Raw genomic sequence first — 26157 nt, forward strand, 5'->3', positions numbered from 1 at the left:
CGCCCTATTGCAAGCCCGATGCGCAGGGCGAGCCCGTGTTCCGGCTGCCGGGGCGGCCTTCGCATCCGCTGCCCTACCTGGGTTACGCGCCGGGGGCCTACCTCGGTCGCGTGACCGACCTCCTGCTCAAGCAGGCGGGCACCGCCATCCACCTCGACCGCGTCTACGAAACGGACATGGCCGAAGGCCTGAAGGTGATGGCGCTGGAAGGACACGGCGTCGCCTTCCTGCCGCACAGCGCGGTGCGCAAGGAATTGCGGGCGCGCAAGCTGGTGTCCGCCGCGCCGGCGGAGCTGCGCGACCTGGAGATCGCCATGGAAGTGCGCGCCTACCGCGAACGGCCGTCCGCCAGGCATTCGCCCAAGGGCACGGCGCAGGCGCTGTGGACCTTTCTCGCCGGCGAAGGCGCAGGGACGCTTCCACAAAGCTGACGACCCGGGACGGGGTGGCATGCCACCGGGCACAAACCCTGCTTACCGCTGTTCCTGGCAGGCCGTAAGCTTCCGGGCGCGTCGGGCGGGGCATCCAGGGCGCGGTCCCGCCTAGAATTTCGGTTTTGCTTTGTTTCAACGCGCTTCACAACAGGAGATTCTGATGAACAAGAAATTCGTGCTGGCCCTCGCCCTGACGGCCACTGCCGCGGGCGCTTTCGCCCAGGCGAACGACACGATGGCCAAGGCCAAGGCCGCGGGCAAGGTCGTGATGGGCGTGCGCGAGACGTCCGCCCCGCTGTCGTACACCCTGGGCGGCGGCCAGTTCGCCGGCTACCACGTGGAGCTGTGCCAGCGCATCCTGAAGTCGGTGCTGCCGGGCGTGCCGGTCGAATACGTGCCGGTGACTTCCGCCAACCGGATCCCGCTGGTGCAGAACGGCACCGTCGACATCGAGTGCGGCTCCACCACCAACAACGAGACCCGCCAGAAGGACGTCGCCTTCGCGCTCACCACCTACGTGACCGAAGTGCGCACCGCGGTGAAGGCCGACTCCAAGGTCAAGTCCGTCGCCGACCTCACCGGCAAGACCGTCGCCACCACCACCGGCACCACCTCGGTCGCCCTGCTGCGCAAGAACAAGCGCGCGCAAGGCATCCAGTTCAAGGAGGTCTACGGCAAGGACCACGGCGACAGCTTCCTGCTGCTGGAGTCCGGCCGCGCCGACGCCTTCGTGATGGACGACAACATCCTGGCGGGCCTGATCGCCGGTTCGCAGAACCCCAAGGGCTTCAAGATCGTGGGCGAGACGCTCAACGTCGAGCCGATCGCGATCATGGTCCGCAAGGACGACCCGAAGTTCAAGGGCGCGGTGGACGACTACATCAAGAAGGCCATGAAGGACGGCGAGCTGAAGCTGCTGTACACCAAGTGGTTCCTGCAGCCGATCCCGCCGAAGAACGTGGCGGTGAACCTGCCGATGGGCAAGATCCTGACCGAACTGGTCAAGTCGCCCAACAACAAGCCGGCCGAAGCCTTCAACCAGTAAGGCGAAGCATCCGGTGCCGGCCGCGCGTGGGCGCGGCCGGCTTTTTTCCAGGAGGCGAGGAGAAACGATGGCGCTCGAGTGGGCGATCTTCTGTCAGGACACGATCGAGCGGACCCCCGTGGCGGGCTGCTTCGGAACCGGTGGCGCCACCGGCACCCAGACCTACCTGGACTGGCTGATTTCCGCCTGGGGCCAGACCGTGCTGGTCGCGGCCCTGTCGCTGGTGGTGGCGCTGGTCGTCGGCTCCATCATCGGCACCATCCGCACGCTGCCCGACAGCCCGTGGCTCACGCGCTTCGGCAACTGGTGGGTGGAGCTGTTCCGCAACATTCCGCTGCTGGTGCAGATCTTCCTCTGGTACCACGTGGTGCCGGTGCTGTTCCCGGCCTTCGCCGACACGCCCAAGCTGGCCCTGGTGGTCGCGGGGCTCGGCCTCTTCACGTCCGCGCGCATCGCCGAACAGGTGCGGGCGGGCATCCAGGCGCTGCCGCGCGGGCAGCGCTACGCCGGCATGGCCATGGGCTTCACGACGCCGCAGTACTACCGCTACGTGCTGCTGCCCATGGCGTACCGCATCATCATCCCCCCGCTCACCAGCGAGGCGATGAACATCTTCAAGAACTCCTCGGTGGCCTTCGCGGTGTCGATCACCGAGCTGACCTTCTTCGCGCAGCAGGTGGGCGAGGAAACGTCGCGCGGCATCGAGGTCTACATGGCGGTGACGGCGCTGTACGTCGTGTCGGCCCTGACCATCAACCGCGTCATGGCCTTCATCGAGAAGCGGGTGCGCGTGCCGGGCTTCGTGGCGAGCACCGGCGGAGGCCACTGAGATGCTGGGCCTCGACTTTTCCTTCTTCACCGGCGAGGTGTTCCGTTCGTACATCCTGAACGGGATGTACTTCAGCTTCGCGCTGACGGCGGTGGCCACCTTCGGCGGCATCGTGTTCGGCACCGCGCTGGCGCTGATGCGCCTGTCGGGCGCCAAGCCGCTGGAATGGATCGCCGCGACGTACGTGAACGGCATGCGCTCCATTCCGCTGCTGATGGTGCTGCTCTGGTTCTTCCTGCTGGTGCCCTTCATCATCGGCCGGCCGATCGGCGCCGAGATGACGGCGGTGATCACCTTCATCGCCTTCGAGGCGGCGTACTTCTCCGAGATCGTGCGCGCCGGCATCCAGTCGATCGCGCGCGGCCAGGTGTTCGCCGGCCAGGCGCTCGGCATGAGCTACGGGCAGAACATGCGGCTGGTGATCCTGCCGCAGGCCTTCCGCAACATGATCCCGGTGTTCCTGACGCAGACCATCATCCTGTTCCAGGACACCTCGCTGGTCTACATCATCACGGCGCACGACATGCTGCACGGCTTCTCCGTCGCCGGCAGCAACCTGAGCCATCCGCGCGAGGCCTACATCCTCGCCGCCATCTTCTATTTCGTGATCTGCTTCTCGCTGTCCTGGATCGTCAAGCGCATCCAGAAGAAGATCGCCATCATCCGCTGAGAACAAGAAGGGATCCGCCATGAGCGACAAACCCATGATCGACCTGCGCAACGTGTCCAAGTGGTACGGCCCGGTGCAGGTGCTGCACGACTGCTCCGTGCAGATCAACAAGGGCGACGTGGTGGTCGTGTGCGGGCCTTCGGGCTCCGGCAAGTCCACCCTGATCAAGACCGTCAACGGCCTGGAGCCGATCCAGAAGGGCGAAATCTACGTCGACGGCGTGCAGGTCAACGACGGCAAGACCAACCTGCCCAAGCTGCGCAGCCGCGTGGGCATGGTGTTCCAGCACTTCGAGCTGTTCCCGCACCTGTCGGTGACGGAGAACCTCACCATCGCGCAGATCAAGGTGCTCGGACGCAGCAAGGACGAAGCGCAGGCTCGCGGCCTCAAGATGCTCGATCGCGTGGGCCTGATGGCGCACAAGGACAAGTTCCCCGGCCAGCTCTCCGGCGGCCAGCAGCAGCGCGTGGCGATCGCCCGCGCGTTGTCGATGGACCCGATCGTGATGCTGTTCGACGAGCCGACGTCCGCGCTCGACCCCGAGATGGTGGGCGAGGTGCTGGACGTGATGGTGGGCCTGGCCAAGGAAGGCATGACCATGATGGTGGTCACGCACGAGATGGGCTTCGCCCGCAAGGTGGCCAACCGCGTGATCTTCATCGACGTCGGCGGCCACATCCTGGAGGATTGCTCCAAGGAAGAGTTCTTCGGCGATCCGGACGCACGGCAGCCGCGGACGAAGGATTTCCTGTCGAAGATCCTCAGCCATTGACTCGTCACCCCCGCGGAGGCGGGGGCCCAGGGCATTGAAGAAGGCGGCCAGTGGCCGCCTTTTTCCTTGGACGCTCTGGATCCCCGCCTGCGCGGGGATGACGGAGCGTGGTGGGACAATCGCGGCATGTCCCAGACGACCCTCACCATCACCCGCCCCGACGACTGGCACCTGCACGTGCGCGACGGCGCGGCATTGGCGTCCGTGGTGCCGCATTCGGCGGCGCAGTTCGGCCGCGCGCTGATCATGCCCAACCTCCGGCCGCCGGTGACCACGGCCGCCGCCGCGGCTGCGTACCGCGAGCGCATCCTGGCCGCCGTGCCGCAGGGCGTGGACTTCGAGCCGCTGATGTCGCTGTACCTCACCGACAACCTGGCGCCGGACGAGATCGTGCTGGCGCGCCGCGCCGGCGTGGTGGCCGTGAAGCTCTATCCCGCGGGCGCCACCACCAACAGCGACGCCGGCGTCACCGACATCCGCAAGGCCTACAAGACGCTGGAGGCGATGCAGCGCGCCGGCATGCTGCTGCTGGTGCACGGCGAGGTGACCGACCCGAACGTCGACATCTTCGATCGCGAGGCGGTGTTCCTCGAGACGCAACTGAAGCCGCTGCGCCGCGACTTCCCGGAGCTGAAGATCGTCGTCGAGCACATGACGACGAAGGAAGCGGTGCAGTACGTGCGCGACGCCGACCGCTTCACCGCCGGCACCATCACCGCGCACCACCTGCTGTACAACCGCAACGCGATCTTCACCGGCGGCATCCGGCCGCACTACTACTGCCTGCCCGTGCTCAAGCGCGAGGTGCACCGCCAGGCGCTGGTGGAAGCCGCCACCAGCGGCAGCCCGAAGTTCTTCCTGGGCACCGACAGCGCGCCGCATCCGGCGGTGCTGAAGGAGCATGCCCTGGGCTGCGCCGGCTGCTACACCGCGCTGTCGGCGATGGAGCTCTATGCCGAGGCCTTCGACGGCGCCGGCGCGCTGGACCAGCTGGAAGGTTTCGCCAGCCTCCACGGCGCCGACTTCTACGGCCTGCCGCGCAACGCCGGCAAGCTGACGCTGAAAAAGGAAGACTGGCGGCTGCCGGAGAAGGTGCCCTTCGGCGAAGCGGAGCTGAAGCCGCTGCGCGGGGGCGAGACGCTGTCGTGGCGGGTGGTGGCGTGAACGGAAAACCGCGGGTCGCGCTGCTGATCGACGCCGACAATTCGCCCTCCGCCAAGATCGCCCTGATCCTCAACGAGCTGTCGACGTTCGGCGAAACGAACGTGCGGCGGGCCTACGGCAACTGGAAGAAGAACGAGCTCAAGGGCTGGGAAGAGCAGCTGCACGAGCATGCGATCCGGCCGATGCAGCAGTTCGACTACAGCAAGGGCAAGAACGCCAGCGACATGGCGATGGTGATCGACGCCCTCGACCTGCTGTACACCGACCGGCCGGACGCCTTCGGCATCGTGTCCTCGGACGCCGACTTCACGCCGCTGGTGATGCACCTGCGCGCCAAGGGCGCCGCGGTCTACGGCTTCGGCGCGCGCAAGACGCCGGAGCCTTTCGTGAATGCCTGCTCGCGCTTCCTGTTCCTCGACGAATTGCGCGAGGAGGCGGCCGACTTCGACAGCGAAGCCGGCGACCCGGATCGTGCGCAGCGGCTGCGGCGCACGCCCTCCGAGCTGCGGCAGGACCAGAAGCTGGTCGCCTTGCTGCGCAATGCGGTGCGCGGCGCCGCGGACGACGAAGGCTGGTCCCGCGTGAGCAGCGTCCGGCAGCAGATCGGCAACCAGGCGTCGTTCGACCACCGCAACTACGGTTACTCCACCCTCACCAAGCTGCTGGCCGCCACCGACCTTTTCGAACTCGTGGACGAGGGGACTTCGCAGGTCTCGCTGCGGGAGAAGCGCGCGCGCCGCGGCAAGGCCTGATGCCGGCGATCGACTGGACGCAGCCCTGGTACGCGCCCTGGCGCGATCCGGGCGAAGGCGTCGCCACGGGCGCGGAATCCGGCGTGCCGCTGCACGACGCGCTGAATGCGCAGGCGCCCGCGCCGGTGCGCTTCGTGCCGCAGGAGGCGCTTCCCGCAGGCGCCGCCTACGAGCAGTTCATCTTCGGCAACCGCCAGTGCCCGGTCCGCCCCGGCCTGCACGATTTCTTCAACGGGCTGGTGTGGCATCGCTTCCCCCGGGCAAAAGCTGCGTTGAACCGCATGCAGGCGCAGGAAATCGCCCGCGACGGCATCGGTGTCCGGCGCGGGCCGGTGCGCGACGCCATCACGGTGTTCGACGAAAACGGGGCGCTGTTGTCGGCGCCCGACCCGCTGTGGGAGGCGCTGCGCGCGCGGCAGTGGCGGCGGCTGTTCGTGGATCTGCGGCCGCTGTGGGCCGAGGCTCGTCTCCGGATCTTCGGCCACGCCTTGCTGGAGCAGCTTGCCGTACCGCGAAAAGGGCTGACCGCCCATGTCTGGTGCGGGTCCACTGCTCTTGATTCAGGAGCGGAAGCGGATGCCTGGCTGGCCGCCCGCTGCACCGCCGAAGCGCTGGCCACCAAGCCTTTCACGCCGCTGCCGGTCCTCGGCGTCCCCGGCTGGTGGCCCGCCAACGAGAACTTTTCCTTTTATGATGACTCCCACGTATTTCGTCCACGCAAGACGGCAGAACCCACTACAACGACAAAACTTGCGGGCCCTGCGCGCTCTTGATTTCGGGCTCGGCCAGCCTCATCTGGCGCGCGAGGGTGCATCCCTTCCACCCTTCGGAGCTACCTGGCAATGAAACGCATCCTTCTGTTCGTCGCAACCAACCTGGCGGTGGTCCTGGTCCTGGGCATGGTGTCCCGGCTGCTGGGCGTCGACCGCTATCTCACGGCGAATGGCCTCAACCTCGGCGCGCTGCTCGCTTTCGCGGCCATCATGGGCTTCGGCGGCGCGATCATCTCGCTGCTGATGTCCAAGACGATCGCCAAGTGGAGCTCCGGCGTCCAGGTGATCACCGGCAACGAAGGCCCCGACGAGGCCTGGATCGTCAACACCGTGCAGCGCTTCGCCCAGCAGGCCAACATCGGCATGCCCGAAGTCGGCGTCTTCCAGGGCGAGCCGAACGCGTTCGCCACCGGCGCCTTCAAGAACAACGCGCTGGTGGCGGTGTCCACCGGCCTGCTGCAAGGCATGACGCGCGAGGAAGTCGAGGCCGTGATCGGCCACGAGGTCGCGCACGTCGCCAACGGCGACATGGTCACGATGACGCTGATCCAGGGCGTGATGAACACCTTCGTCGTGTTCCTCTCGCGCGTGATCGGCTACGTGGTCGACGGTTTCCTGCAGCGCGGCGAGCAGCGCTCCGGCCCGGGCATCGGCTACTACGTGACCACCATCGTGCTGGACATCCTGCTCGGTTTCCTGGCGGCGATCATCGTGGCCTGGTTTTCGCGCCAGCGCGAATTCCGCGCCGACCGCGGTTCCGCGACGCTGATGGGCCGCAAGCAGCCGATGATCAACGCGCTGGCCCGCCTGGGCGGCATGGTTCCCGGCGAACTGCCCAAGGGCCTGCAGTCCATGGGCATCACGTCGGGCGTGGGCAAGCTGTTCTCGACGCACCCGCCGATCGAGGAGCGGATCGCGGCGCTGCAGCAGGGTTGATCGTCATCCCCGCGCAGGCGGGGACCGAGAGCGTTTGGAAGTGCCCGCGTCAGCGGGCACTTTGCTTTTGGATGCCCTGGATTCCCGCCTCCGCGGGAATGACGCGCAAGCCGGGAGATAATCCCCCCGTGAAGCTCGCCAGGCCGCCGCTGGTGCAAGTGCCGAAAGGCCGCACTGGAGGAACGTCCGGACTGCACAGGGCAGCGTAGCAGGTAACACCTGTCCACCGCGAGGTGAGGATTAGAGCAACAGAGACGAGTCCTCTGACGTCGCGGCGGCGAAAGCCGCCGCAAAGCCCTCTACGAGGGCGGTGTCAGAGGGGTGAAACGGGCAATCTCTACGCGCAGCAATACCAAATAGGCCAGCGTTGACGTGGTCCCGCGGAGCTGGCGGGTAGGTAGCATCGAGCCGGTGGCGTGAGTCCCGGCCCAGAAGAATGGCGGTCACACGTGGGCAACCACGTGCACAAGATCCGGCGTATCGGCGAACTTCACACTTTTCTTCAACGGCACGTTGCAACGTGCCCGTCCTTCAAATCCCGCGCCCGCTGCGGCGTCTCGGGATGGCTGCTCAGGATGTTCGTCCAGTTGCCGCTTTCGTCCGGCGCCGCCGCCGTCTTGCGGCCGCCGCGTTCGCCTTCGATGCCCAGCAGCAGGTCCGTCATCGGCGCGACCGGCAGGCCGGCGCGGCGCATCAGGGCGGCGGCGAAGCAGTCGGCTTCGGTCTCGTGGCCGCGGCGGTAGGCGAGGCCGGTGAGCGCCGAACCGGCCATCGACACCACCGTCGACACGTCGCCCAGCGCCAGCCCCAATCCCACGTTCAGCACGCCCTGTTCCACGATCATGCGGGTGGTGTGCCGGTGCATCACGTGGCCGATCTCGTGCGCGAGCACGCCCACCAGGGCGTCGTCCGGCAGGTTCTGCTTGGCCGAGGCCGCGACCATGTCGTCGGTCATGACGATGGTCCCGCCCGGCAGCGCGAAGGCATTCGGCCCGAGTCCCGAGCGGAATTGCAGCGTGAGCCGCGGTGCGTAGCCGGGATAGCGCCGCAGCTCCGGCGCGACCTGCGCGGCCAGCGCGTCGAAGCGCGCGCGCAGCGCGGCCTGCCGCTCCGCCGGCACCTTGCTCGGTTTCAGCCAGGCCGCATCCAGGTCGCGCAGCGCGCGTTCCGACAGGCCGGTCTCCCAGTCCAGGGGCACCTGCCGCGTGAGCTGCGTGGCGGCCCAGGGCGTGCCCCAACGGTAGAAGGCGCCGATCGCCGCAATCGCCATCAGGAAGACGGCCAGCAACGCCGTCCAGCGGGTCTGCATGCGCTGCGCGAGCGGCACGCTGCGTCCGGCTTCCTGCGCCGCCGCATGCCAGCCGGCGACGTCGTCCACCTGCAGGCTGCCGTGCGAGCCGAGGTCCACCATCACCTTGCGCGGCATGCGGCGCGCGCTCCAGGCTTCCGGCCAGGCGACCTCGCCGTGCGTGAGCACCAGCCGCTCGCCGCCATCGAGCGGCTGCAGCACCAGCGACGGGCCGCGCGGACCCGGCTCCAGCGCGACGCGCACCTCGCGGCCGCGGCTGGAGCGGCCGTCGAACCAGGCGGCGCGAAAGCTCGCCGCCATGTCAGCCGACGAGGTCCAGGCCGACGGCGTCGGCCAGAGCGTCGCCCAGGCCGTGCTCCTCGCGCGCGAGCTGGCCGGCGAGCTGGTCGAGTCCGCCCTTCACGTGCAGCGTGACGGAATCCAGCTTCATGCGGTACTCGCTCACCATCGCGAACGGCCGGTAAAAGCCCAGCGTGAGCAGCGTGAGGAAGATGTTCTTGACGCGGAGCAGCACGTAGCGCCCCACGCGCAGGTCGGACTTGAAGCGTGCGATGTGGCTCACGCCGGTGTTGTTCCAGACCAGCCGGAAGATGCGCGCCTCCCGGTAGGCACGGGCGGGCCCCGAAGCGAGGAACAGCAGGAACACGGCGGCGGCGAACAGGGCGATCGCCAGGAGCAACATGAGCAGGCCCGCGCGCCGCGGCCCATCCGGCCCGCCGGGCAGCAGGGCGGTCATGCCTCCCGTGACCGCCATGAGCAGGACGACCACCAGGAGCACGGACCCGAGAAACACCCCGACGGTGGCCAGCCAGATCCGCACGAAGTCCCCGAATACCGGTTTCCAGCGGCCCGCCTGCCCGCCGATGCGGGCCTTCGCGACCAGGAGGCTCTTGTAGTTGAACTCCAGGCGCATCAGGCAGCCCACGGTGACCAGCAGCGCCGTGCCGATCGCCGTCAGCGACGGCCCGATCGCGGCCTTGAACTGCGCGGGAGTCATGTCCGGCGAGACGTGCGCATCGATGACGGCGGCAGCGATGGCCCAGGCCAAGGCCGCCAGGAACAGGGGCCAGCTCGCGAAATAGACCTCGGGCCAGGTCGCCGTGAACTGCAGCCGCACCCCGCGCCAGCGCGTGGCATTCAGGCGGAAGCGCATCGCATTGCCCCAGAAGTACGGCGCGAACGCTGCACCTGCGAGCAGCATGAGGCTGACCGTCGTGTCCTGGCCGGTCTCGGCCGCCACCTTGAAGGCGATGTACAGCGCCGCGAAGAGCAGGAAGCCCATCACCATCTTGCGCTGCTGCGCCGCGAACTCCAGCGGGCTGTCCGCGACCGTCGTGTGGCCGTAGAAGTACTGCGCGGTGCGCCGGCGCGCGAAGGGCGTGTAGAGGCCGAAGGTCAGCACCGACAGCAGCACGTTGACGATCCACACGCGGAAGAACTCGCCTCCGCTGCCGCTGAATTCCAGCGGATAGGCCTCGATGCCGGGGTATGCGCCCCGCACGGCTCGGTCCATTGCCCTGTCCCCTCCAAGAACTGCCGGGCAGTGTAGCGGGCGCCGCCGTCAGCCGGCCAGTTGCAGGGCCTCGATGCGTTGCACGTGCGCCAACAGCGAGCGCTTGGCCACCGGCCACAAGCGCTGCGGCACGTCGGCGTAGGCGAGTTCCACCCAGTCTTCCAGCGTGCCGCCGGGGCGCGCGCGCATGGCGGCCACGACGCGCGCCTCGCGCTGCAGGCGGTGCGCCTTCAGCATCCCGATCGCCTTCTTCGGGTAACCCAGCACGTGGCCGTGCGCGGGCAGGATGAAGTCGATCCGGTGTTCGTCGCAGGCGGCCGCGAGCCGGTCCAGCGATTCGAGGTAGGCCGTCATGTCGCCGTCGGGCGGATCGACGACCGTGGTGCTGCCATTGAGCACGTGGTCGCCGGAGAGCAGCAGGCCGTCCTCCAGCAGCACCAGGCACAGGTGGTTGGCCGCGTGGCCCGGCGTGTGGATCGCCTGTACGCGATGGGTGGTGCCGTTGCCGGTGAGCGTGAGCACTTCGCCGTCGGCGAGCACGCGATCGGGCGTGAACTCGCTCGCGGGGCGCGCCGTCGGCGCGGAGGACAGGCCCAGGATGGGCGGCTTCGTCTTGCACAGCGCCTGCAGCGGCCGCGCGCCGGGCGAATGGTCCGCGTGCGAGTGGGTGCAGACGATCAGGCGGATGTCGCCGCCGGCGGCGCGCCACAGGCGCTGCTGGTGCCCGGGTTCGTCCGGGCCCGGATCGACCACGATGTAGCCGGTGTCCGGGTCGCCGACGATGTAGCTGTTGGTGCCGGGGCCGGTCATCACGCCGGGGTTCGGCGCCGTCAACCGCATCACGTTCTTCAGCAGGGCGACGGGCTGGTCGGTGCGCCAGTCCAGGTGGTGCAGCATCTGGCCGTCGGGGCACACCAGCGCCAACTCGCCGTAGGGCATCTCGTGTTCCATGAAGCGTGCCTCGGCACCCTGCAGGAAGCCGGCGCGCGGACAGCTGGTCCACAGCGGCTGCTCGGTGGCGCAGGCGGCGAGCACGGCGTCCACGGTCTCGAACTTCTCCAGCCGCTCCAGCGTGCGGATGGTGGGGAAGATCATGAAGAACTGGCCGGCCTGGTGCCGCGCCAGCGCATCGGCGGGGCGCACCCACACCGGCTCGAACTGCTCCGCCTCGTCGGCGACCGGCGACTGGCCCTGCGGCATGCGCGCGACGAGGAAGGGCACGTCGAAGCGTCGCGGCAGGTCGCGGTCGGTGATCCAGTGGGCGAGCACGAAGACCTGGTCGGCGGCGAGCATGAGGCCGCGCTCGCGGCATTGCGCGGCGAAGGGCGCGTGGCGATCGAGCGCGTGCACGTCCTCGCCAGTGACCGGCGTGCCATCGCGATGCCGCGCCAGCAGCACGCCCAGCTCCTCGAAGCTCTCGCGGATCGCGGCGATCGCCTGCGTGAGGGGCTCGTCCTTCTGCGTGGGGCGGCGCGCGGCGATCTCATGCGCCTGCGCATCGGCGGCGTCGATCGCGCCGCCCGGGAACACGTAGGCGCCCGGCGCGAAGCTGGCGGTGGCCGAGCGGCGCGTCATGAGCACTTCCAGCCCGCCGCTGCCGTCGCGCAGCAGCAGCACGGTGGCGGCCGGGCGCGGGACTGCGGGTTCTCGCTGAGGGTGCAGAAGCTGGCTGGCTCGTACCATGCCGGCCATTACAGCATGGGGAACCGCCATGAAGACCCGCAGAAGCCTCCTTGCGCTGGGCCTCGCCCTCTGTGCCGCGGCACCTGCCTTCGCGCAGGCCGGTGACTGGCCGAAGCGCCAGCCGATCAAGCTGGTGGCGGTGTTCCCGCCCGGGGGCTCGGTCGACCAGGTGGCGCGCATCCTCGCGCCGCAGCTGTCGCAGCAACTGGGACAGAACGTGATCGTGGAGAACAAGGCCGGCGCCTCGGGCTCCATCGGCACGGCCTCGGTCGCGACCGGTCCCGGCGACGGCTACACCTTCGCGGTGGTGTTCGACACGCACGGGGTGAACCCGAGCCTGATCCCGAACCTGCCCTTCGACACGCGCAAGGACCTGGCGCCGGTGATCCTGCTGGGGACGGCGCCGATGGTGGTGGCGACGCCCGCGGGCTCCGAGTTCAAGACTTTCGCCGACGTGGTGGCAGCGGCGAAGGCGAAGAAGAACGTGAGCTACGGCAGCGTGGGCTCGGGCAGCCTGGGCCATCTCGCGATGGCGCTGCTGGGGAAGAGCGGCGGGCTGGAGTGGACGCACGTGCCGTACAAGGGCGGCGGGCCGCTGATGCAGGACGCGATCGCCGGGCACGTGCCGCTGTCGGTGGCGTCGATCTTCGTGACCAAGCCGCACATCGAGAGCAAGCGGCTGCGTCCGCTGGCGGTGACCACCAGCCGGCGCTCGCCCGAACTGCCCGACGTGCCGACGGTGGCCGAGAGCGGCTACCCCGGCTTCGACGCACCGGCGTGGTGGGGCGTCCTCGCCTCGGCGAAGACGCCGCCGGAGATCGTGCGGCGCATGAACGACGAGATCAACAAGGCGCTCAAGGTGCCGGAGATCGCCTCCCGGTTGGCGGGGCAGGGCATGACCGTGGTGGGCGGTGCGCCGGACGCGGCGAGGTCCTTCATCGACCACCAGATCGACACGTGGGCGGTGGTCGTGAAGGACAACAACATCAAGGCGGACTGAATGTCGTCACCCCCGCGCAGGCGGGGGCCCAGGGCTTCCGGACGCCCTGGATCCCCGCCTCCGCGGGGATGACGTTATTTTTCGGGCGTCACGCCCAATGCGAGAAGGAACCGCGCGACCATGTTGTACGTCGCGATCGCCGCCGTGATCTCCACCAGCTCGGTGGTCTCGAAGCGCTGCCGCATCTGCGCGAAGAGCGCATCGTCGACCTTCACGTTGCGCGTCATCTGCGCCGCGTAGCGGGTGACCAGCGCTTCGTCGTCCGGAAGCCCTTGCGGTTCGCCTTTCGCGCCATCGTTCACGAAGGCCTGCAGCGCCTCCAGCGACGCCTGCTGTCCGCCGGCGGCGAGGAAGTCCGGCGCATGGTGGTGGTACTCGTAGTGCGCGCCCGTGAGCAGCGCCACCGTGCAGATGCCGATCTCGCGCAGGCGCCGGCTCGCGCCCAGGCCGGTGCGCACCGCCTTGAGGTAGGTGTTCCAGCCGCGGGCGAGCGGCTCGCTCCAGAGCAGGGCGCGGTCGAGATTGAGCAGTTCGCCGCCGCGGCGCTCCAGGATGGCCTGCACCAGGTCCTGCGGCTGCGGCTTGCGGTCGGGGGTCCAGTCGGGGATGCGCATGAAGGTGGTCTCGCTGGGTTTGTCTCCAGCCCGGAGCATAAGGCCCGCGCGCGCCGTGCGCCGACGCAACGAAGGTGTGGTCGCGGCGCCGCCTGCGCGGATAATGCGCCCATGCGCATCCGCTTCACCAAGATGCAAGGCGCGGGCAACGATTTCGTCGTGCTCGACGAAACCCGCCAGCGCCTGAACCTCACGCCGCAGCAGTACCGGCGGCTCGCCGACCGCCATTTCGGCGTCGGCGCGGACCAGGTCCTCTCGGTGCGCCCCTCGCCCGAGGCGGGCGTCGACTTCGAATACGTGATCCATAACGCCGACGGCGGCGAGGTGGAGCAGTGCGGCAACGGCGCGCGCTGCTTCGCCCGCTACGTGGCCGACAAGGGCCTGGCGCGCAGCGAGCGCATCCGCGTGAAGACGCTCTCCGGCGTGATCGAGCCGCGCCTGAACCGCGACGGCCGCGTGACGGTGGACATGGGCCCGCCGGTGTTCGAATTGCAGTCCATCCCCTTCGACGCGAGTGGCCTGAGCCCGCACAAGGACGGCGGCTGGCAGACATGGCGCCTGGCGCTCGATGTCGACGCCGAGGAAACGCTGGTGTCGGTGGCGGTGGTGTCCATGGGCAACCCGCACGCGGTGCAGGTGGTCGCCGACGTCGACCGCGCGCCCGTGAGGACCCAGGGCCCGCTGATCGAGCACCACCTGCGCTTCCCGAACCGCGTCAACGCCGGCTTCATGCAGGTGGTGGACCGCGGCCGCATCCGCCTGCGCGTGTGGGAACGCGGCGCCGGCGAGACGCTCGCCTGCGGCACCGGTGCGTGCGCCGCGGTGGTCGCGGGCATCCGCCTGGGACGGCTGGACGCGAAAGTCGACGTCGAGACGCACGGCGGCGTGCTGACCATCGAATGGGCGGGCGGCAACGCGCCGGTGCTCATGACGGGACCGGCCGTGACGGTCTTCGAAGGCGAGATCGAATTGCAGGACTGAATGACTCCAAACACCCCCATGACCCCGATCACGGAAGACGACATCGCCAACTTCCTGGTGAACAGCCCGGACTTCTTCGAGCGCCACGCGCAGCTGCTTGCCACCGTGCAGCTCACCAGCCCGCACGGCAACCGCGCGGTGAGCCTGCAGGAGCGGCAGGCCGAAATGCTGCGCGAGAAGATCAAGTCGCTGGAGCACCGCATCATGGACATGGTGCGGCACGGCAACGAGAACATGATCATCTCGGACCGCATCCACCGCTGGGCGCGCACCGTGCTGCTGGTGCAGTCCACCCGCGCGCTGCCGGCCACGCTGGTGTCGGAGCTGCAGAGCCAGTTCATGGTGCCGCAGGTGGCGCTGAAGGTCTGGGAGGTGGACGAGCGCTACGCGGGCGAACCCTTCGCGCAAGGCGTGAGCGAGGACGCCAGGAGCTTCGCCTCGTCGCTGACGCAGCCCTACACCGGCGTGAACTCCGGGATCGAGGCGGTGCGATGGCTGGACGATCCGGACACCGCGATGTCGATCGCGCTGATCCCGCTGCGGGCGGGCGCCATCAACGGCGCCGGCCCGGCCTTCGGCATGCTGGTGCTGGCCTCGCCGGACCCGCAACGCTTCGAGTCGGGCCTGGCCACCGACTTCCTCGAGCGCATCGCCGAACTGGCCAGCGCCGCGCTGTCCCGCCTCCGCCCGCGCTGACGATGCAAGCCGAAGACGCCGGGCTGGTCGAGCGCTACCTCGAACACGTCCGCGTCGAGAAGCGGCTGGCGCAGCGCACGGTGGAGCTCTACGCGCTCGACCTGCAGAAACTGCTGGAGAACGCGCAGACGGCTGCCGTGCCGCTGCTGCGGGTGCAGAACGCGCACGTGCGGCGCTGGGTGGCGCAGATGCACGGCGGCGGCCGCAGCGGGCGCGGCATCGCGCTGATCCTTTCCGGCTGGCGCGGCTTCTATGCCTGGCTGGGCCGCGAAGGCCGCGTCACCAGCAATCCGGTGCAGGACGTGCGCGCGCCCAAGGTGGCGAAGCCCTTGCCCAAGGCGCTCAGCGTCGACGACGCGGTGCAGTTCGCCGAATTCAGCGAGGACGAGGCCGATCCGTGGCTGGAAGCGCGGGACGCGGCGATCGTCGAACTGCTCTATGGCTGCGGACTGCGCGTCGGCGAGCTGGTGGGGCTGGATGCCCAGGCGAGCGGCAGCGCGAAAGGCTGGATCGACCTGCAGGCCGGCGAGGCCCACGTGCTGGGCAAGGGCAGCAAGCGCCGCACGGTGCCGGTGGGCCGCAAGGCGATCGCGTCGCTGCGGCACTGGCTGGACCTGCGCGGCGGCGGCTTGAAGGGCGAGCAGCCGGCACTGTTCGTCGGCCGGCATGGCTCGCGCCTGAGCGCGCAGGCGATCTGGCAGCGGTTGAAGCAGCGGAGCCTGAAGGCGGGACTCGCCACGCCGGTGCACCCGCACATGCTGCGGCATTCCTTCGCGAGCCATGTGCTGCAGTCGAGCGGGGACCTGCGGGCGGTGCAGGAGCTGCTGGGACACGCGAACATCGGCACGACGCAGGTCTACACGCGGCTGGATTTCCAGCACCTGGCGAAGGCGTACGACGCGGCGCATCCGCGGGCGAAGAGGAAATAACGCTCGTCATTCCCGCGCAGGCGGGAATCCAGGGCTCCCGTGTTGAACTGCGCGCTGCGCGCGCAGCCTGAATGCCCTGGGTCCCCGCCTGCGCGGGAATGACGATCGGGCGTCAGCCCGTGAGCGCCGCCGGCATGCTCGCCTTCGACAGCATGAACACCGCGCGGCGGCTGTCGGGCGGCGCGCTGGCGAGCAGCATCTCGAGGCGGCCGATCAGTTGCGCGGGATCGGTGCCGTCCATGGGGATCAGCGCCTGCGCCACCCGCACGTGCGCGGACCATTCCAGCGGCCGGCCCTTGAAGGGCATCAGGCAGCGCGCCACGATGCGCGGCCCGGCCTCGGCGACTTCGTCCGCATGCAGCGGGCCTTCGAGCAGGATGCCGAAGCGGTGCTCCGACAGCCGCGCCACGGTGTCGATCTCGCGCGCCACCGACAGCAGGCGGCCGGCCACGCGCAGCGTGAGTTCGCGGGCGGAGTCGGAGTCGAACTGGCGGCGGATCTGCTCGATGTTGCCGATGTCCACCAGCAGCATGGCGCTGCGGAACTTCAGCCGCTGCGAGCGCGCGATCAGGCGCACCAGGCGTTCGTGGAACACGGCGGCGTTGATCAGGCCGGTGGCGGGGTCGATGCGGTCCAGCCCCTGGATCCGGCGCTGGTGCTCGCGGCGGTGCTGGCTGCGCATCACCAGCACGATCAGCAGGATCGGCAGCTCCAGCGCGATGGCCACCTGCATGCCGTGCGTGGTCCAGAAGCTGATCGGGATCAGGCCGGCCGCGCGCGCCATCGGGAACAGCGCGCCGACGGCCACCGGCGAGGACCCCACCAGCAGCCAGGGGGCGTAGCGGTCGCCGCGCGAAGCCGCCCACACCACCATGCCCAGGCCGAACAGGGTGAAGCCCATGATGTAGCCGACGATGATGAACAGCCGCTGCATCACGTCGGGCGTGAACATGATGTAGGCCGCCAGCGGGAGGCTGCAGAAGGCGACCGCCACCAGGGCGCGGTACAGGATGCGCGAGCGTTCCCGCAGCGACACCACCTCGGCGAAGAACAGCTGCAGCGAGGCCACGCCGAACAGCGGCATGATCTGCGGCGCCACGTTGTTGAACCAGGGCCAGTCGCCCCACAGGTGCAGGCCGGCCAGGCCGGTCATCGTCGCCTGCGTCAGCGCGACGAAGATGCAGGACAGCGCGTAGAGCGTGTAGCCCTGGTCCTTGAGGGTGATCGCGCCGGCGGCCGACAGCATGACCGTCAGCACCACCAGGCCGAAGTAGATGCCCAGCGCCAGCGAGATGCCCTGCTCGTGGCGGGCCAGGTAGCTGTCGCTCACGAACTGCAGCGGCGCGCCGAAGATCGTGCCGTTCTGGATCCGCAGGTAGTGCACCCGCGCCTGGTTGGGCGACACCAGCAGCGGCATGATCGGGTGGCGGTGCGGGAAGGGCCAGTCGGAGACGGCGACGTTGTCGCCGGCCTGCCGGGTGATCCACTTGCCGTCCGATCCCTGCACGAACATGGTCACGCGGTCCACCCCGGGGTAGGGGATCTCGAGGTACCAGCGTTCGGTGTTCGGCGTCACCGGCACCGTGAAGCGGACCCAGAGGGCCTGTCCCTTGTCCAGCTTGTAGATGTTGTCGTCGGCCGTGACATGCCAGCGGACCTCCGCGCTGCCGGTCACCTCCTCGATGCCGAGCTTGCCGCTGTCGTCCACCCAGGCGTCGCCGGAGTCGCGGAGCATCACGTCCCTGCGGACGTCGTCGAAGTTCAGGCTGCTCCGGGCAAGCGCCGCCGGCCCGGCGAGCAGGGTCGCCAGGAACAGCAGCGTTGCCGCCAGCCAGCGGCCCCGGGCGAACCGCCCCATGGGTGTCTCCTTGACGACTTTGTCCTGTTGCACATTTTTACGGGGAATGCGAGCGCGGACAATAGGGTCCCATGAAAGTGATCCGCTTACGGGAAGGCCGCGAACGTTCGTTGTTGCGCCGCCACCCCTGGGTATTCGATTCGGCCGTGCACAAGGGCGGTGCCGATCCGGGCGAAACCGTCCGTGTGGAAAGCCACGACGGCCGTTTCCTGGCCTGGGCGGCGTTCAGTCCCGCATCCAAGATCCGGGCCCGCGCCTGGAGCTTCGACGAGGGGGATCGCATCGATCCGGCCTTCGTCCGGGCGCGGCTGCAGGAGGCCGTGCAGATGCGCGCCCGCCTGAAGGTCCCGAGCGACGGCGTGCGCCTGGTGCATGGCGAGTCCGACGGGCTGCCCGGCCTGGTGGTCGATCGTTACGGGAATACCCTCGTGGCGCAGTTCCTCTCCGCGGGATCCGAGCGTTGGAAAAAAACCATCGCCGATGCCCTGATCGAGCTGACCGGCCTGGAGCGCCTGTACGAGCGCTCGGACGCGAATGCCCGTTCGCTGGAGGGGCTGCCCGAAGTCACGGGCTGGCTGCGGGGCGAAGGCGCCACCGAGCTCGCCATCGCGGAGCACGACTGGAAGTTCGCGCTCGACGTCGCCACCGGCCACAAGACCGGCTTCTACCTGGACCAGCGCGAGAGCCGCGCCCGCTTCGCGGACTGGGTCCGGCGCCTCGGCGCGCGCCGCGTGCTCAATTGCTACTGCTATACCGGCGGCTTCACGGTGGCCGCGCTGGCGGGCGGGGCGCAGGAGGTGACCTCCATCGATTCCTCGGCGCCGGCGCTGGAGCGCGCGCGCGCCAACGTGGCCCTGAACGGCTTCGATGCGGGCCGCGCGGAATTCCTCGATGCCGACGTCAATGCCAGCCTGCGACGCTTCATCGAGGCGGGCCGCCAGTTCGACGCGATCGTGCTGGATCCGCCCAAGCTGGCGCCCACCGTGGCGCACGCCGAAAAGGCCGCGCGCGCCTACAAGGACATCAACCGGCTGGGGCTCAAGCTGCTGGCGCCCGGCGGCGTGCTGTTCACCTATTCCTGCTCCGGCGGCATCTCGGCCGACCTGTTCCACAAGATCGTGGCCTCGGCCGGCACCGATTCGGGCGTGGACGGCTACATCGCCGACCGCATGGGCGCGGCGCCGGACCATCCGATGACGCTCGCATTTCCGGAAGGCGAGTACCTGAAAGGGCTGGTGGTCCTGCGCAAGGGCTGAAGCCTCACTACACTCACCGTCCCCCTGGAGTTTTGAACATGAGCCTCATCCCCGCCACGATCCTCACCGGCTTCCTCGGTTCCGGCAAGACGACCCTGCTCAAGCGCGTGCTGGGCGAAGCGCACGGCGAGAAGATCGCCGTGATCGAGAACGAGTTCGGCGAGGAGAACATCGACAACGAGATCCTGGTCACCGAGACCCAGGAGCAGATCGTCCAGATGAGCAACGGCTGCATCTGCTGCACGATCCGCGAGGACCTGCGCTCCACGCTGCAATTGCTGGCCGCCAAGAAGCGCAAGGGCCTGCTCGATTTCGATCGCGTCGTCATCGAGACCACCGGCCTGGCCGACCCCGGCCCCGTCGCCCAGACCTTCTTCATGGACGACGAAATTGCCGAAAGTTACCTGCTGGATTCCATCCTGACGCTGGTGGATGCCAAGCACGCCGACCAGCAGCTCGATGACCGCCAGGAGGCTCGGCGGCAGGTGGGCTTCGCCGACCAGATCTTCATCAGCAAGACCGACCTGGTGGAGAAGGACGAGGTCGACGCGCTGATCCACCGCCTGAAGCACATGAATCCGCGGGCGCCGCAGCGCGCGGTGCACTTCGGCGACGTGGCGATCCAGGAAGTGTTCGACCTGCGGGGCTTCAACCTGAACGCCAAGCTGGACATCGACCCGGACTTCCTCAAGGAAGACGGGCACGAGCACGAGCACCACGACCATGACCATGACCATGACCATGAGCATGGCGAGCACTGCGACCACCCGCACCACCACGCCCACGACGACGACGTGAAGAGCTTCGTGTTCCGCTCCGAGCGCCCGTTCGACCCGATGAAGCTGGAGGACTTCCTGGGCGCGATCGTGAACATCTACGGCCCCCGCATGCTGCGCTACAAGGGCGTCCTGAACATGAAGGGCACCGAGCGCAAGGTGATCTTCCAGGGCGTGCACCAGCTGATGGGGAGCGACCTCGGGCCGCAGTGGGCCGAGGGGGAGCAGCGGCTGTCCAAGATGGTGTTCATCGGGATCGACCTGCCGAAGGACATCTTTTTGCAGGGCCTCGAGCAGTGCCTTGTCTGACGTCCCGCCGCGGCGCCTTCTGAAGCGCCGCGCTTCGGGCCCGGGAGTACGCTGGCGCACTTTCCCCTTCCACCGCATGCCGCCGGCCCGCCATGTCTGTCTCGCTTCCGCAACTGACGGAGTCCGCCATTAGCAGGGCTTGGACGGCGCGTTCCAACGAAAAGGAGGTCCACGGTCGTGCACAGCCCTTAACTCAGGGTATAAATCGCGGTCATGACGGCGCTTCAGCTACAACAAAAGGTACTCTCGCGGGGATGCACCCGCAGGGCGCCCGCGCCGATGATGCGAGGAGACGGGAAGTGAAGGCTCAGCCCAAGGCCGCCACCAAAACCAAGAAGCCTGCGGTGAAAAAACCCGCGGCCAAGGCCACCAAGCCCGCCGCCAAGGCGAAGGCGCCGGCGAAGAAAGCTCCTGCGAAGACCACCAAACCCGTAGCGAAGACCAGCAAGCCCGCCGCGAAGACCGCGGCCAAGGCACCGGCGAAGAAGACTCCCGTCAAGAGCGTTCCGGCCAAGGCGGCGAAGGCCGTCAAGGCGGCGCCCCTGGCGGCCAAGTCCGCGGCCGGCAAGGTCGTCGGCGCCGTCGCCAAGGCGGTCGCGACCGGCGCCAAGGCCGTCGTCGCCGCCGCCAAGAAGATTCCTGCCAAGGCCAGCACGGCTCCCGCCGTACCGGCCAAGGCGTCCCCACCCACTCCGGCACCCGCTTCCGCCGCAGCGAAACCGGCTCCACGGCCCGCGCCCCTCCCGCCAGCACCGCGGGCGGCGCAGCCGCAGCCCCTGCCCGCACCGGCGATGCCTGCTGCCGCCAAGGCAACCTATATCCCCATGGCAACCCAATCCGTACTGCCGCCCCCGCCCGTCGTGGCCGTGAAGAAGGACCCCAAGTTGGCGAACAACTGGAAGACGAAGACCGCCGAGGAGCTTTCGGACGAAGAAGTCCTGGCCATGCCGGATGCGGAATACATGAACGAGAAGCAGCTGGCGTTCTTCCGGCGCAAGCTCGAGCAGCTCAAGCAGGACATCCTCAACAGCGCCGGCGAGACCACCGAGCACCTGCGCGAGGACACCGTGATCGTTCCCGATCCCGCCGACCGCGCGACGATCGAGGAGGAGCACGCGCTGGAACTGCGCACCCGCGACCGCGAGCGCAAGCTGCTGAAGAAGATCGAGCAGTCGATCGCGCGCATCGACGCGGGCGACTACGGCTACTGCGACGAGACCGGCGAGCCGATCGGCGTCGGCCGCCTGCTCGCGCGTCCCACGGCGACCCTGTCGCTGGAGGCGCAGCAGCGCCGCGAGCTCAAACAGAAGATGTTCGGCGACTGACGCCGCCGTCGCACCTGCAGTACCCCGAGCCGACTCATGCCGCAGAAAGACGATTCCGCGCCCGGTGGCTTGTTCTCCAGGGTGGTGCGGTTCGTCCGTAACCCCAGCAGCGGTTTCAGCGAATCCACGCCCGAGAGCGACCGCGAAAGCTCGTACTCCAAGCAGATGCTCAAGGAGATGATCGAGCGCAAGCGGCGCAACGACTTCGTGCGCAAGCGCGAGTTCGACATGCTGCGCAAGATGCGCCGCAGCGAGGTGCTCGCCGGGCAGGATCCGGGCCTGCGTCCTTCGTTCTTCCAGAGCTCCATGCCCTCGAAGCCGGACGACCGCGCCACCACGCTGAAGAAGATCGACGAGATCGAGGCGCAGATGTCCATGCAGTGGTGGAAGACCAAGCATGGCGCCAACTCGCAGCAGCCTCCGGCCAACAGCGGCTTCGCGATGTCCTCGCAACAGCTTCCGCCCGAGAGCGTGCGTCCGGCGCCCGCGCCGGCGGGTGCTTCGTATTCGCGCACTTCGCCGCAGCCACTGGCCGATCCGCACGCCGCGACCGCGCCGGTGCCGCCTTCGCTGGCGGAGACGGAAAACGCGGACGCGACCACGCAGGCCATGGGCCTGCTGCCGCGCCAGCAGCGGCCCGTGGCGCCGCAGGCTCCGGTGCGGCCGGTGCCGCCGTTGAACGGTGCCGGCGGCAGCACGATGGCGCCGCCCGCGGTGCGCCCCATGGCGCCGGCCGCCGGCGCGCCCGCCCCGAAGCCCGAGCCGCAACCGGCGGCCAAGGAGCAGGCGCGTGATGGCGCGTCCAGCGTGCCGAGCATGTTCTCGCCGTCCAAGCAGTTCGCCATCCAGGTCGAGGAGTTCGCGCACGACCCCGAGCTGGAGGAGGCCTCGATCCGCTTCGCCAACGGCGACGACGACGGCGCCGAGGCCGGCCTGATGGAAGTGCTCGGTCCGCAGGGCACGCGCGTCAACCACGACGAGACCTGGCTCACCCTGTTCGACCTGTACCGCGCCACCGGCCGGCACGAGCGCTTCGAGCAGGCCGCCATCGATTTCGCCGGCCGCTTCGGCCGCTCCGCGCCGCAGTGGTTCTCGATGCCCGAGATCGTCGGGCGCATGAATACACCGGCGCAGCAGCCGGCGGGCCAGTCGGCCGCGGACTGGAACTGTCCCGCGGTGTTCGGAACGCAGACGCTCGCGGCGCTCAATGCGGCGCTGGCCAAGGCGAAGCAGCCCTACAAGCTGAACTGGAGCAAGCTCACCACCATCGGCGAGCCCGCGGTCGAGCCGCTCACCAGGCTGTTCACGCAGTGGGCCGGCCAGAACCTGCAGCTGCGCTTCATCGGCGCGGAGTCGCTGGAGCGCGTGCTGCGCGACGCGACGCCCTCCAGCGACCGCTCGGTCAACGCGGCCTGGTGGAAGCTGCGCATGGAAGTGCTGCGCGTGATGCACCGGCCCGACGAGTTCGAGCTGGTCGCGCTGGACTACTGCGTGACGTACGAAGTGTCGCCGCCGTCCTGGGACAGCGCACGCTGCGACTTCAAGGCCTTGCAGGCCGACGGCAGCGTGGCCAGCCGCAACACGATCGTGGGCGATGCCTACCGCGATTCCGTGGTCTCCAGCGTGATGACCTACGGCGATTCGCAGATGCCCGGCATGAGCTCGCAGCTCTCCAGCATCGCCACCGTCGAACTCTCGGGCCAGGTCCTGGGCGACGGCAAGGAAGCGATCGAGATCCTCGACGCCAAGCTGTCGGACGCCGACATCATGATCATCTCCTGCGCCCGGCTGATCCGCATCGACTTCACGGCGGCCGGCACGGTGCTGAACTGGGTGACGGCGCGCGAAGCGGAAGGCCGGCAGGTGCAGTTCTCCGACGTGCACCGGCTGGTGGCCGCGTTCTTCAACGTGATCGGCATCAGCGAGCACGCGCGCATTACCATCCGCAACGAGTAAGTCCCTGGGCGTTGCAATCCGGGGCTTCGTCCCAAGGTGCAACGCTTATGGAACAGTTTCACGGTACGACCATCGTCAGCGTGCGGCGCCAGGGCGCCGACGGCCGCTGGCAGGTGGCCATCGGCGGCGACGGCCAGGTGACCCTCGGCAACATCGTCGTCAAGGGCACCGCCCGCAAGGTGCGCAAGCTCTACCACGACAAGGTGCTGGCCGGCTTCGCCGGGGCCACCGCCGATGCCTTCACGCTCTTCGAGCGCTTCGAGGGCAAGCTGGAGAAGCACCAGGGCCACCTGGTGCGCGCGGCGATCGAACTCACGAAGGACTGGCGCACCGACCGCGTGCTGCGCCGGCTGGAGGCCATGCTGGCCGTCGCCGACCGCGAGTCCTCGCTCATCATCACCGGCAACGGCGACGTGCTGGAGCCGGAGCAGGGCATCATCGCGATCGGCTCCGGCGGCGGCTACGCGCAGGCCGCCGCCAAGGCGCTGCTGGACAACACCGAGCTCGGCGCGAAGGACGTCGTCAAGAAATCGCTCGAGATCGCGGGCCAGCTTTGCATCTACACCAACATGAACCACACGATCGAGGTGCTGGAATGAGCACGATGACGCCCCAGGAGATCGTGTCGGAGCTCGATCGGCACATCGTCGGCCAGAAGGACGCCAAGCGCGCCGTGGCCATCGCCTTGCGCAATCGCTGGCGCCGCCAGCAGGTCGACGACAAGCTGCGCCACGAGATCACGCCCAAGAACATCCTGATGATCGGCCCCACCGGGGTGGGCAAGACCGAGATCGCGCGGCGCCTCGCCAGGCTGGCCGACGCGCCTTTCATCAAGGTGGAGGCGACCAAGTTCACCGAGGTGGGCTACGTCGGCAAGGATGTCGACTCGATCGTCCGCGACCTCGCGGAAATGGCGGTGAAGCAGACGCGCGTCGCCGAGATGCGCAAGGTGCGCACGCGGGCGGAGGATGCGGCGGAAGAGCGCGTGCTCGGCGTGCTGGTCCCCGTGGCGCGCGGCGAGGACACGTCGGAGAACACCGCGCGCCAGGTGTTCCGCAAGAAGCTGCGCCAGGGCGAGCTCGACGACAAGGACATCGAGATCGACGTCGCCGAGCCCAAGCCCCAGCTGGAGATCATGGGGCCGCCGGGCATGGAGGACATGGCGGAGCAGCTCAAGAGCGTGTTCGGCCAGTTCGGCAGCGCCCGCCGCAAGCCGCGCAAGCTGAAGATCCGCGAGGCGATGAAGCTGCTGGTGGAGGAAGAAGCCGCCGGCATGGTGAACGAGGACGAGATCAAGGCCGCGGCAATCCAGAGCGCGGAGCAGAACGGCATCGTGTTCATCGACGAGATCGACAAGGTCGCTTCGCGCAGCGAGACCTCCGGCGCGGACGTCTCGCGCCAGGGCGTGCAGCGCGACCTGCTGCCGCTGGTGGAAGGCACCACGGTGTCGACCAAGTACGGGCCGATCCGGACCGACCACATCCTCTTCATCGCGAGCGGGGCGTTCCACCTCTCGAAGCCCAGCGACCTGATCCCGGAACTGCAGGGGCGCTTCCCGATCCGCGTGGAGCTGTCGTCGCTCTCCGTGCAGGACTTCGAGGCGATCCTCACCACCACGCATGCCTCGCTGGTCAAGCAGTACCAGGCGCTGCTGGCCACCGAGGGAGTGACGCTGGAGTTCACGCCGGACGGCATCACGCGGCTGGCGCAGATCGCCTACGACGTGAACGAGCGCACGGAGAACATCGGCGCGCGCCGCCTGTCCACCGTGATGGAAAGGCTGCTCGACGAGGTGAGCTTCGATGCGACCCGCCTCGAAGGCCAGACCGTCAAGGTCGACGGCGGCTACGTGGACGCGAGACTCTCCGAGCTCAGCCGCGACGAGGACCTTTCGCGCTACATCCTTTGACAGGGCTCAGGCAACACATTCAGAGCCGCGCCTAAGTACTTGGTTTGGAACGGAATTCGGAGGCCTCGTGCCTCCGAAGTCGTTTCTAAGTGCTTGATTTCATTGCCAAAAAGTACCAATGCCGCATTGCGCCTCAGCGTTTTCCTGCTAAAGTGCAAATAAGTGCAGAGAAGTGGGGGAACGTGGGAAACCACTCCTCCTTTTGCCGTTGAGCTGTAGTGAGGGCTGACAAAGGTGTTCCAGGGCGCGTCGTCGCTGAGTCTCGATGCAAAGGGGCGGCTTTCCATGCCGACCCGGCATCGTGACGTCCTGGCCGCCTCGTCCGCCAACCAGCTCACCATTACGAAGCACCCCCACGGGTGCCTCATGATTTTTCCTCGTCCCGAATGGGAAAAGTTTCGGGAACGCATCGCCCAGCTCCCCATGGCCGCGCAGTGGTGGAAGAGAATCTTCCTGGGCAACGCCATGGACGTGGAGCTGGATGGAACCGGCCGCGTGCTGGTGTCGCCCGAGCTGCGCGCCTCGGCGGGCATCGAGAAGGACACGATGCTGCTGGGGATGGGCAACCACTTCGAACTTTGGGACAAGGCGACTTACGAGGCCAAGGAGGCCGAGGCGATGCGCGGCGAGATGCCCGAAGCCTTCCAGGACTTTTCATTCTGAGAGCG

At 68.4% G+C, this 26157-nt stretch carries 25 protein-coding genes and 1 other RNA gene; 21 read left to right on the forward strand and 5 right to left on the reverse strand.

Annotated features, from left to right (window positions below):
- From VF522_RS22305 to rnpB, 10 genes are all read left to right on the forward strand, one after another.
- The coding region (locus tag VF522_RS22305; RefSeq protein ID WP_330910529.1) for a LysR substrate-binding domain-containing protein at nt 1-431 on the forward strand (431 nt) is incomplete at its 5' end.
- A 163-nt stretch (nt 432-594) separates the two neighbouring features.
- The gene (locus VF522_RS22310) at nt 595-1479 is read left to right on the forward strand and encodes an amino acid ABC transporter substrate-binding protein (protein ID WP_330910530.1); all 885 of its coding nucleotides are present in this window, start codon (nt 595-597) and stop codon (nt 1477-1479) included.
- A 67-nt stretch (nt 1480-1546) separates the two neighbouring features.
- On the forward strand, nt 1547-2308 hold the full coding sequence (locus tag VF522_RS22315; protein WP_330910531.1) for an amino acid ABC transporter permease: 762 nt from the start codon (nt 1547-1549) through the stop codon (nt 2306-2308).
- A 1-nt stretch (nt 2309) separates the two neighbouring features.
- Entirely contained in the window at nt 2310-2978 is a 669-nt protein-coding gene (locus VF522_RS22320) for an amino acid ABC transporter permease (protein WP_330910532.1), read from the forward strand.
- Between the two features lie 34 nt (nt 2979-3012).
- A complete protein-coding gene (locus VF522_RS22325; protein ID WP_330910582.1) occupies nt 3013-3750 on the forward strand; it encodes an amino acid ABC transporter ATP-binding protein in 738 nt (245 codons plus the stop codon).
- 126 nt (nt 3751-3876) lie between these two features.
- Entirely contained in the window at nt 3877-4914 is a 1038-nt protein-coding gene (gene pyrC / locus VF522_RS22330; protein ID WP_330910533.1) for a dihydroorotase, read from the forward strand.
- On the forward strand, nt 4911-5666 hold the full coding sequence (locus VF522_RS22335; RefSeq protein WP_330910534.1) for an NYN domain-containing protein: 756 nt from the start codon (nt 4911-4913) through the stop codon (nt 5664-5666). Before pyrC ends, VF522_RS22335 begins: the two co-directional genes overlap by 4 nt.
- The gene (locus VF522_RS22340) at nt 5666-6439 is read left to right on the forward strand and encodes a DUF3025 domain-containing protein (protein WP_330910535.1); all 774 of its coding nucleotides are present in this window, start codon (nt 5666-5668) and stop codon (nt 6437-6439) included. Before VF522_RS22335 ends, VF522_RS22340 begins: the two co-directional genes overlap by 1 nt.
- 69 nt (nt 6440-6508) lie before the next feature.
- Entirely contained in the window at nt 6509-7375 is an 867-nt protein-coding gene (gene htpX / locus VF522_RS22345; protein WP_330910536.1) for a protease HtpX, read from the forward strand.
- A gap of 130 nt (nt 7376-7505) precedes the next feature.
- Nucleotides 7506-7871, forward strand: an RNA gene (rnpB, locus tag VF522_RS22350) — RNase P RNA component class A.
- Between the two features lie 6 nt (nt 7872-7877).
- Here rnpB and VF522_RS22355 read toward each other — a convergent pair.
- Genes VF522_RS22355 through VF522_RS22365 form a run of 3 tightly spaced genes read right to left on the reverse strand, consistent with a single transcriptional unit; the run spans nt 7878 to nt 11880 of the window.
- Entirely contained in the window at nt 7878-8984 is a 1107-nt protein-coding gene (locus tag VF522_RS22355) for a M48 family metallopeptidase (protein ID WP_330910537.1), read from the reverse strand.
- 1 nt (nt 8985) lies between these two features.
- The gene (locus VF522_RS22360; RefSeq protein WP_330910538.1) at nt 8986-10197 is read right to left on the reverse strand and encodes a YjgN family protein; all 1212 of its coding nucleotides are present in this window, start codon (nt 10195-10197) and stop codon (nt 8986-8988) included.
- 48 nt (nt 10198-10245) lie between these two features.
- On the reverse strand, nt 10246-11880 hold the full coding sequence (locus VF522_RS22365; protein ID WP_330910539.1) for an MBL fold metallo-hydrolase: 1635 nt from the start codon (nt 11878-11880) through the stop codon (nt 10246-10248).
- Between the two features lie 28 nt (nt 11881-11908).
- Here VF522_RS22365 and VF522_RS22370 point away from each other — a divergent pair, with 28 nt between their 5' ends.
- Nucleotides 11909-12880: a tripartite tricarboxylate transporter substrate binding protein gene (locus VF522_RS22370; protein ID WP_330910540.1), complete on the forward strand. Its 972-nt coding sequence runs from the start codon at nt 11909-11911 to the stop codon at nt 12878-12880.
- Nucleotides 12881-12954: 74 nt separating this feature from the next.
- Here the strand turns inward: VF522_RS22370 and VF522_RS22375 are convergent, their stop codons facing one another.
- A complete protein-coding gene (locus VF522_RS22375; protein ID WP_330910541.1) occupies nt 12955-13494 on the reverse strand; it encodes a carboxymuconolactone decarboxylase family protein in 540 nt (179 codons plus the stop codon).
- 111 nt (nt 13495-13605) lie between these two features.
- On the opposite strand from VF522_RS22375, the gene dapF reads away from it, so the two are divergent.
- Genes dapF through VF522_RS22390 form a run of 3 tightly spaced genes read left to right on the forward strand, consistent with a single transcriptional unit; the run spans nt 13606 to nt 16100 of the window.
- On the forward strand, nt 13606-14475 hold the full coding sequence (gene dapF, locus VF522_RS22380) for a diaminopimelate epimerase (RefSeq protein WP_330910542.1): 870 nt from the start codon (nt 13606-13608) through the stop codon (nt 14473-14475).
- 18 nt (nt 14476-14493) lie between these two features.
- Nucleotides 14494-15171 (forward strand): DUF484 family protein, encoded by a 678-nt coding sequence (locus tag VF522_RS22385; RefSeq protein ID WP_330910543.1) that lies wholly within the window; start codon nt 14494-14496, stop codon nt 15169-15171.
- Nucleotides 15172-15173: 2 nt separating this feature from the next.
- Nucleotides 15174-16100: a tyrosine recombinase XerC gene (locus VF522_RS22390; protein ID WP_330910544.1), complete on the forward strand. Its 927-nt coding sequence runs from the start codon at nt 15174-15176 to the stop codon at nt 16098-16100.
- 112 nt (nt 16101-16212) lie between these two features.
- Here VF522_RS22390 and VF522_RS22395 read toward each other — a convergent pair whose 3' ends face one another.
- Nucleotides 16213-17958 (reverse strand): sensor domain-containing diguanylate cyclase, encoded by a 1746-nt coding sequence (locus tag VF522_RS22395; protein WP_330910545.1) that lies wholly within the window; start codon nt 17956-17958, stop codon nt 16213-16215.
- A gap of 71 nt (nt 17959-18029) precedes the next feature.
- Here VF522_RS22395 and VF522_RS22400 point away from each other — a divergent pair, with 71 nt between their 5' ends.
- From VF522_RS22400 to mraZ, 7 genes are all read left to right on the forward strand, one after another.
- On the forward strand, nt 18030-19214 hold the full coding sequence (locus tag VF522_RS22400) for a class I SAM-dependent rRNA methyltransferase (RefSeq protein WP_330910546.1): 1185 nt from the start codon (nt 18030-18032) through the stop codon (nt 19212-19214).
- Nucleotides 19215-19252: 38 nt separating this feature from the next.
- Entirely contained in the window at nt 19253-20299 is a 1047-nt protein-coding gene (locus tag VF522_RS22405) for a GTP-binding protein (RefSeq protein WP_330910547.1), read from the forward strand.
- A 299-nt stretch (nt 20300-20598) separates the two neighbouring features.
- Nucleotides 20599-21624 carry an RNA polymerase-binding protein DksA gene (gene dksA / locus VF522_RS22410; RefSeq protein ID WP_330910548.1) on the forward strand — a complete coding sequence of 342 codons (1026 nt, stop codon included), beginning with the start codon at nt 20599-20601 and terminating at the stop codon, nt 21622-21624.
- 36 nt (nt 21625-21660) lie between these two features.
- Nucleotides 21661-23580: a hypothetical protein gene (locus VF522_RS22415; protein WP_330910549.1), complete on the forward strand. Its 1920-nt coding sequence runs from the start codon at nt 21661-21663 to the stop codon at nt 23578-23580.
- A gap of 47 nt (nt 23581-23627) precedes the next feature.
- A complete protein-coding gene (hslV, locus tag VF522_RS22420) occupies nt 23628-24179 on the forward strand; it encodes an ATP-dependent protease subunit HslV (RefSeq protein ID WP_330910550.1) in 552 nt (183 codons plus the stop codon).
- Entirely contained in the window at nt 24176-25489 is a 1314-nt protein-coding gene (gene hslU / locus VF522_RS22425) for an ATP-dependent protease ATPase subunit HslU (RefSeq protein ID WP_330910551.1), read from the forward strand. Before hslV ends, hslU begins: the two co-directional genes overlap by 4 nt.
- A gap of 234 nt (nt 25490-25723) precedes the next feature.
- Nucleotides 25724-26152, forward strand: a complete 429-nt coding sequence (gene mraZ / locus VF522_RS22430; protein ID WP_330910552.1) for a division/cell wall cluster transcriptional repressor MraZ — start codon at nt 25724-25726, stop codon at nt 26150-26152.
- Nucleotides 26153-26157 lie beyond the last annotated feature (5 nt).

Origin of the sequence: Ramlibacter sp. (assembly GCF_036383835.1) — a bacterium.
Taxonomy (GTDB): domain Bacteria; phylum Pseudomonadota; class Gammaproteobacteria; order Burkholderiales; family Burkholderiaceae_C; genus Ramlibacter.

Bases quoted from the DNA above. Each gene is read 5' to 3' on its own strand.
- VF522_RS22310 (WP_330910530.1), top strand. From the start codon at position 595: ATGAACAAGAAATTCGTGCTGGCCCTCGCCCTGACGGCCACTGCCGCG.
- VF522_RS22315 (WP_330910531.1), top strand. From the start codon at position 1,547: ATGGCGCTCGAGTGGGCGATCTTCTGTCAGGACACGATCGAGCGGACC.
- VF522_RS22320 (WP_330910532.1), top strand. From the start codon at position 2,310: ATGCTGGGCCTCGACTTTTCCTTCTTCACCGGCGAGGTGTTCCGTTCG.
- VF522_RS22325 (WP_330910582.1), top strand. From the start codon at position 3,013: ATGATCGACCTGCGCAACGTGTCCAAGTGGTACGGCCCGGTGCAGGTG.
- pyrC (WP_330910533.1), top strand. From the start codon at position 3,877: ATGTCCCAGACGACCCTCACCATCACCCGCCCCGACGACTGGCACCTG.
- VF522_RS22340 (WP_330910535.1), top strand. From the start codon at position 5,666: ATGCCGGCGATCGACTGGACGCAGCCCTGGTACGCGCCCTGGCGCGAT.
- htpX (WP_330910536.1), top strand. From the start codon at position 6,509: ATGAAACGCATCCTTCTGTTCGTCGCAACCAACCTGGCGGTGGTCCTG.
- VF522_RS22355 (WP_330910537.1), bottom strand. From the start codon at position 8,984: ATGGCGGCGAGCTTTCGCGCCGCCTGGTTCGACGGCCGCTCCAGCCGC.
- VF522_RS22360 (WP_330910538.1), bottom strand. From the start codon at position 10,197: ATGGACCGAGCCGTGCGGGGCGCATACCCCGGCATCGAGGCCTATCCG.
- VF522_RS22365 (WP_330910539.1), bottom strand. From the start codon at position 11,880: ATGGTACGAGCCAGCCAGCTTCTGCACCCTCAGCGAGAACCCGCAGTC.
- VF522_RS22370 (WP_330910540.1), top strand. From the start codon at position 11,909: ATGAAGACCCGCAGAAGCCTCCTTGCGCTGGGCCTCGCCCTCTGTGCC.
- VF522_RS22375 (WP_330910541.1), bottom strand. From the start codon at position 13,494: ATGCGCATCCCCGACTGGACCCCCGACCGCAAGCCGCAGCCGCAGGAC.
- dapF (WP_330910542.1), top strand. From the start codon at position 13,606: ATGCGCATCCGCTTCACCAAGATGCAAGGCGCGGGCAACGATTTCGTC.
- VF522_RS22385 (WP_330910543.1), top strand. From the start codon at position 14,494: ATGACCCCGATCACGGAAGACGACATCGCCAACTTCCTGGTGAACAGC.
- VF522_RS22390 (WP_330910544.1), top strand. From the start codon at position 15,174: ATGCAAGCCGAAGACGCCGGGCTGGTCGAGCGCTACCTCGAACACGTC.
- VF522_RS22395 (WP_330910545.1), bottom strand. From the start codon at position 17,958: ATGGGGCGGTTCGCCCGGGGCCGCTGGCTGGCGGCAACGCTGCTGTTC.
- VF522_RS22400 (WP_330910546.1), top strand. From the start codon at position 18,030: ATGAAAGTGATCCGCTTACGGGAAGGCCGCGAACGTTCGTTGTTGCGC.
- VF522_RS22405 (WP_330910547.1), top strand. From the start codon at position 19,253: ATGAGCCTCATCCCCGCCACGATCCTCACCGGCTTCCTCGGTTCCGGC.
- VF522_RS22415 (WP_330910549.1), top strand. From the start codon at position 21,661: ATGCCGCAGAAAGACGATTCCGCGCCCGGTGGCTTGTTCTCCAGGGTG.
- hslV (WP_330910550.1), top strand. From the start codon at position 23,628: ATGGAACAGTTTCACGGTACGACCATCGTCAGCGTGCGGCGCCAGGGC.
- hslU (WP_330910551.1), top strand. From the start codon at position 24,176: ATGAGCACGATGACGCCCCAGGAGATCGTGTCGGAGCTCGATCGGCAC.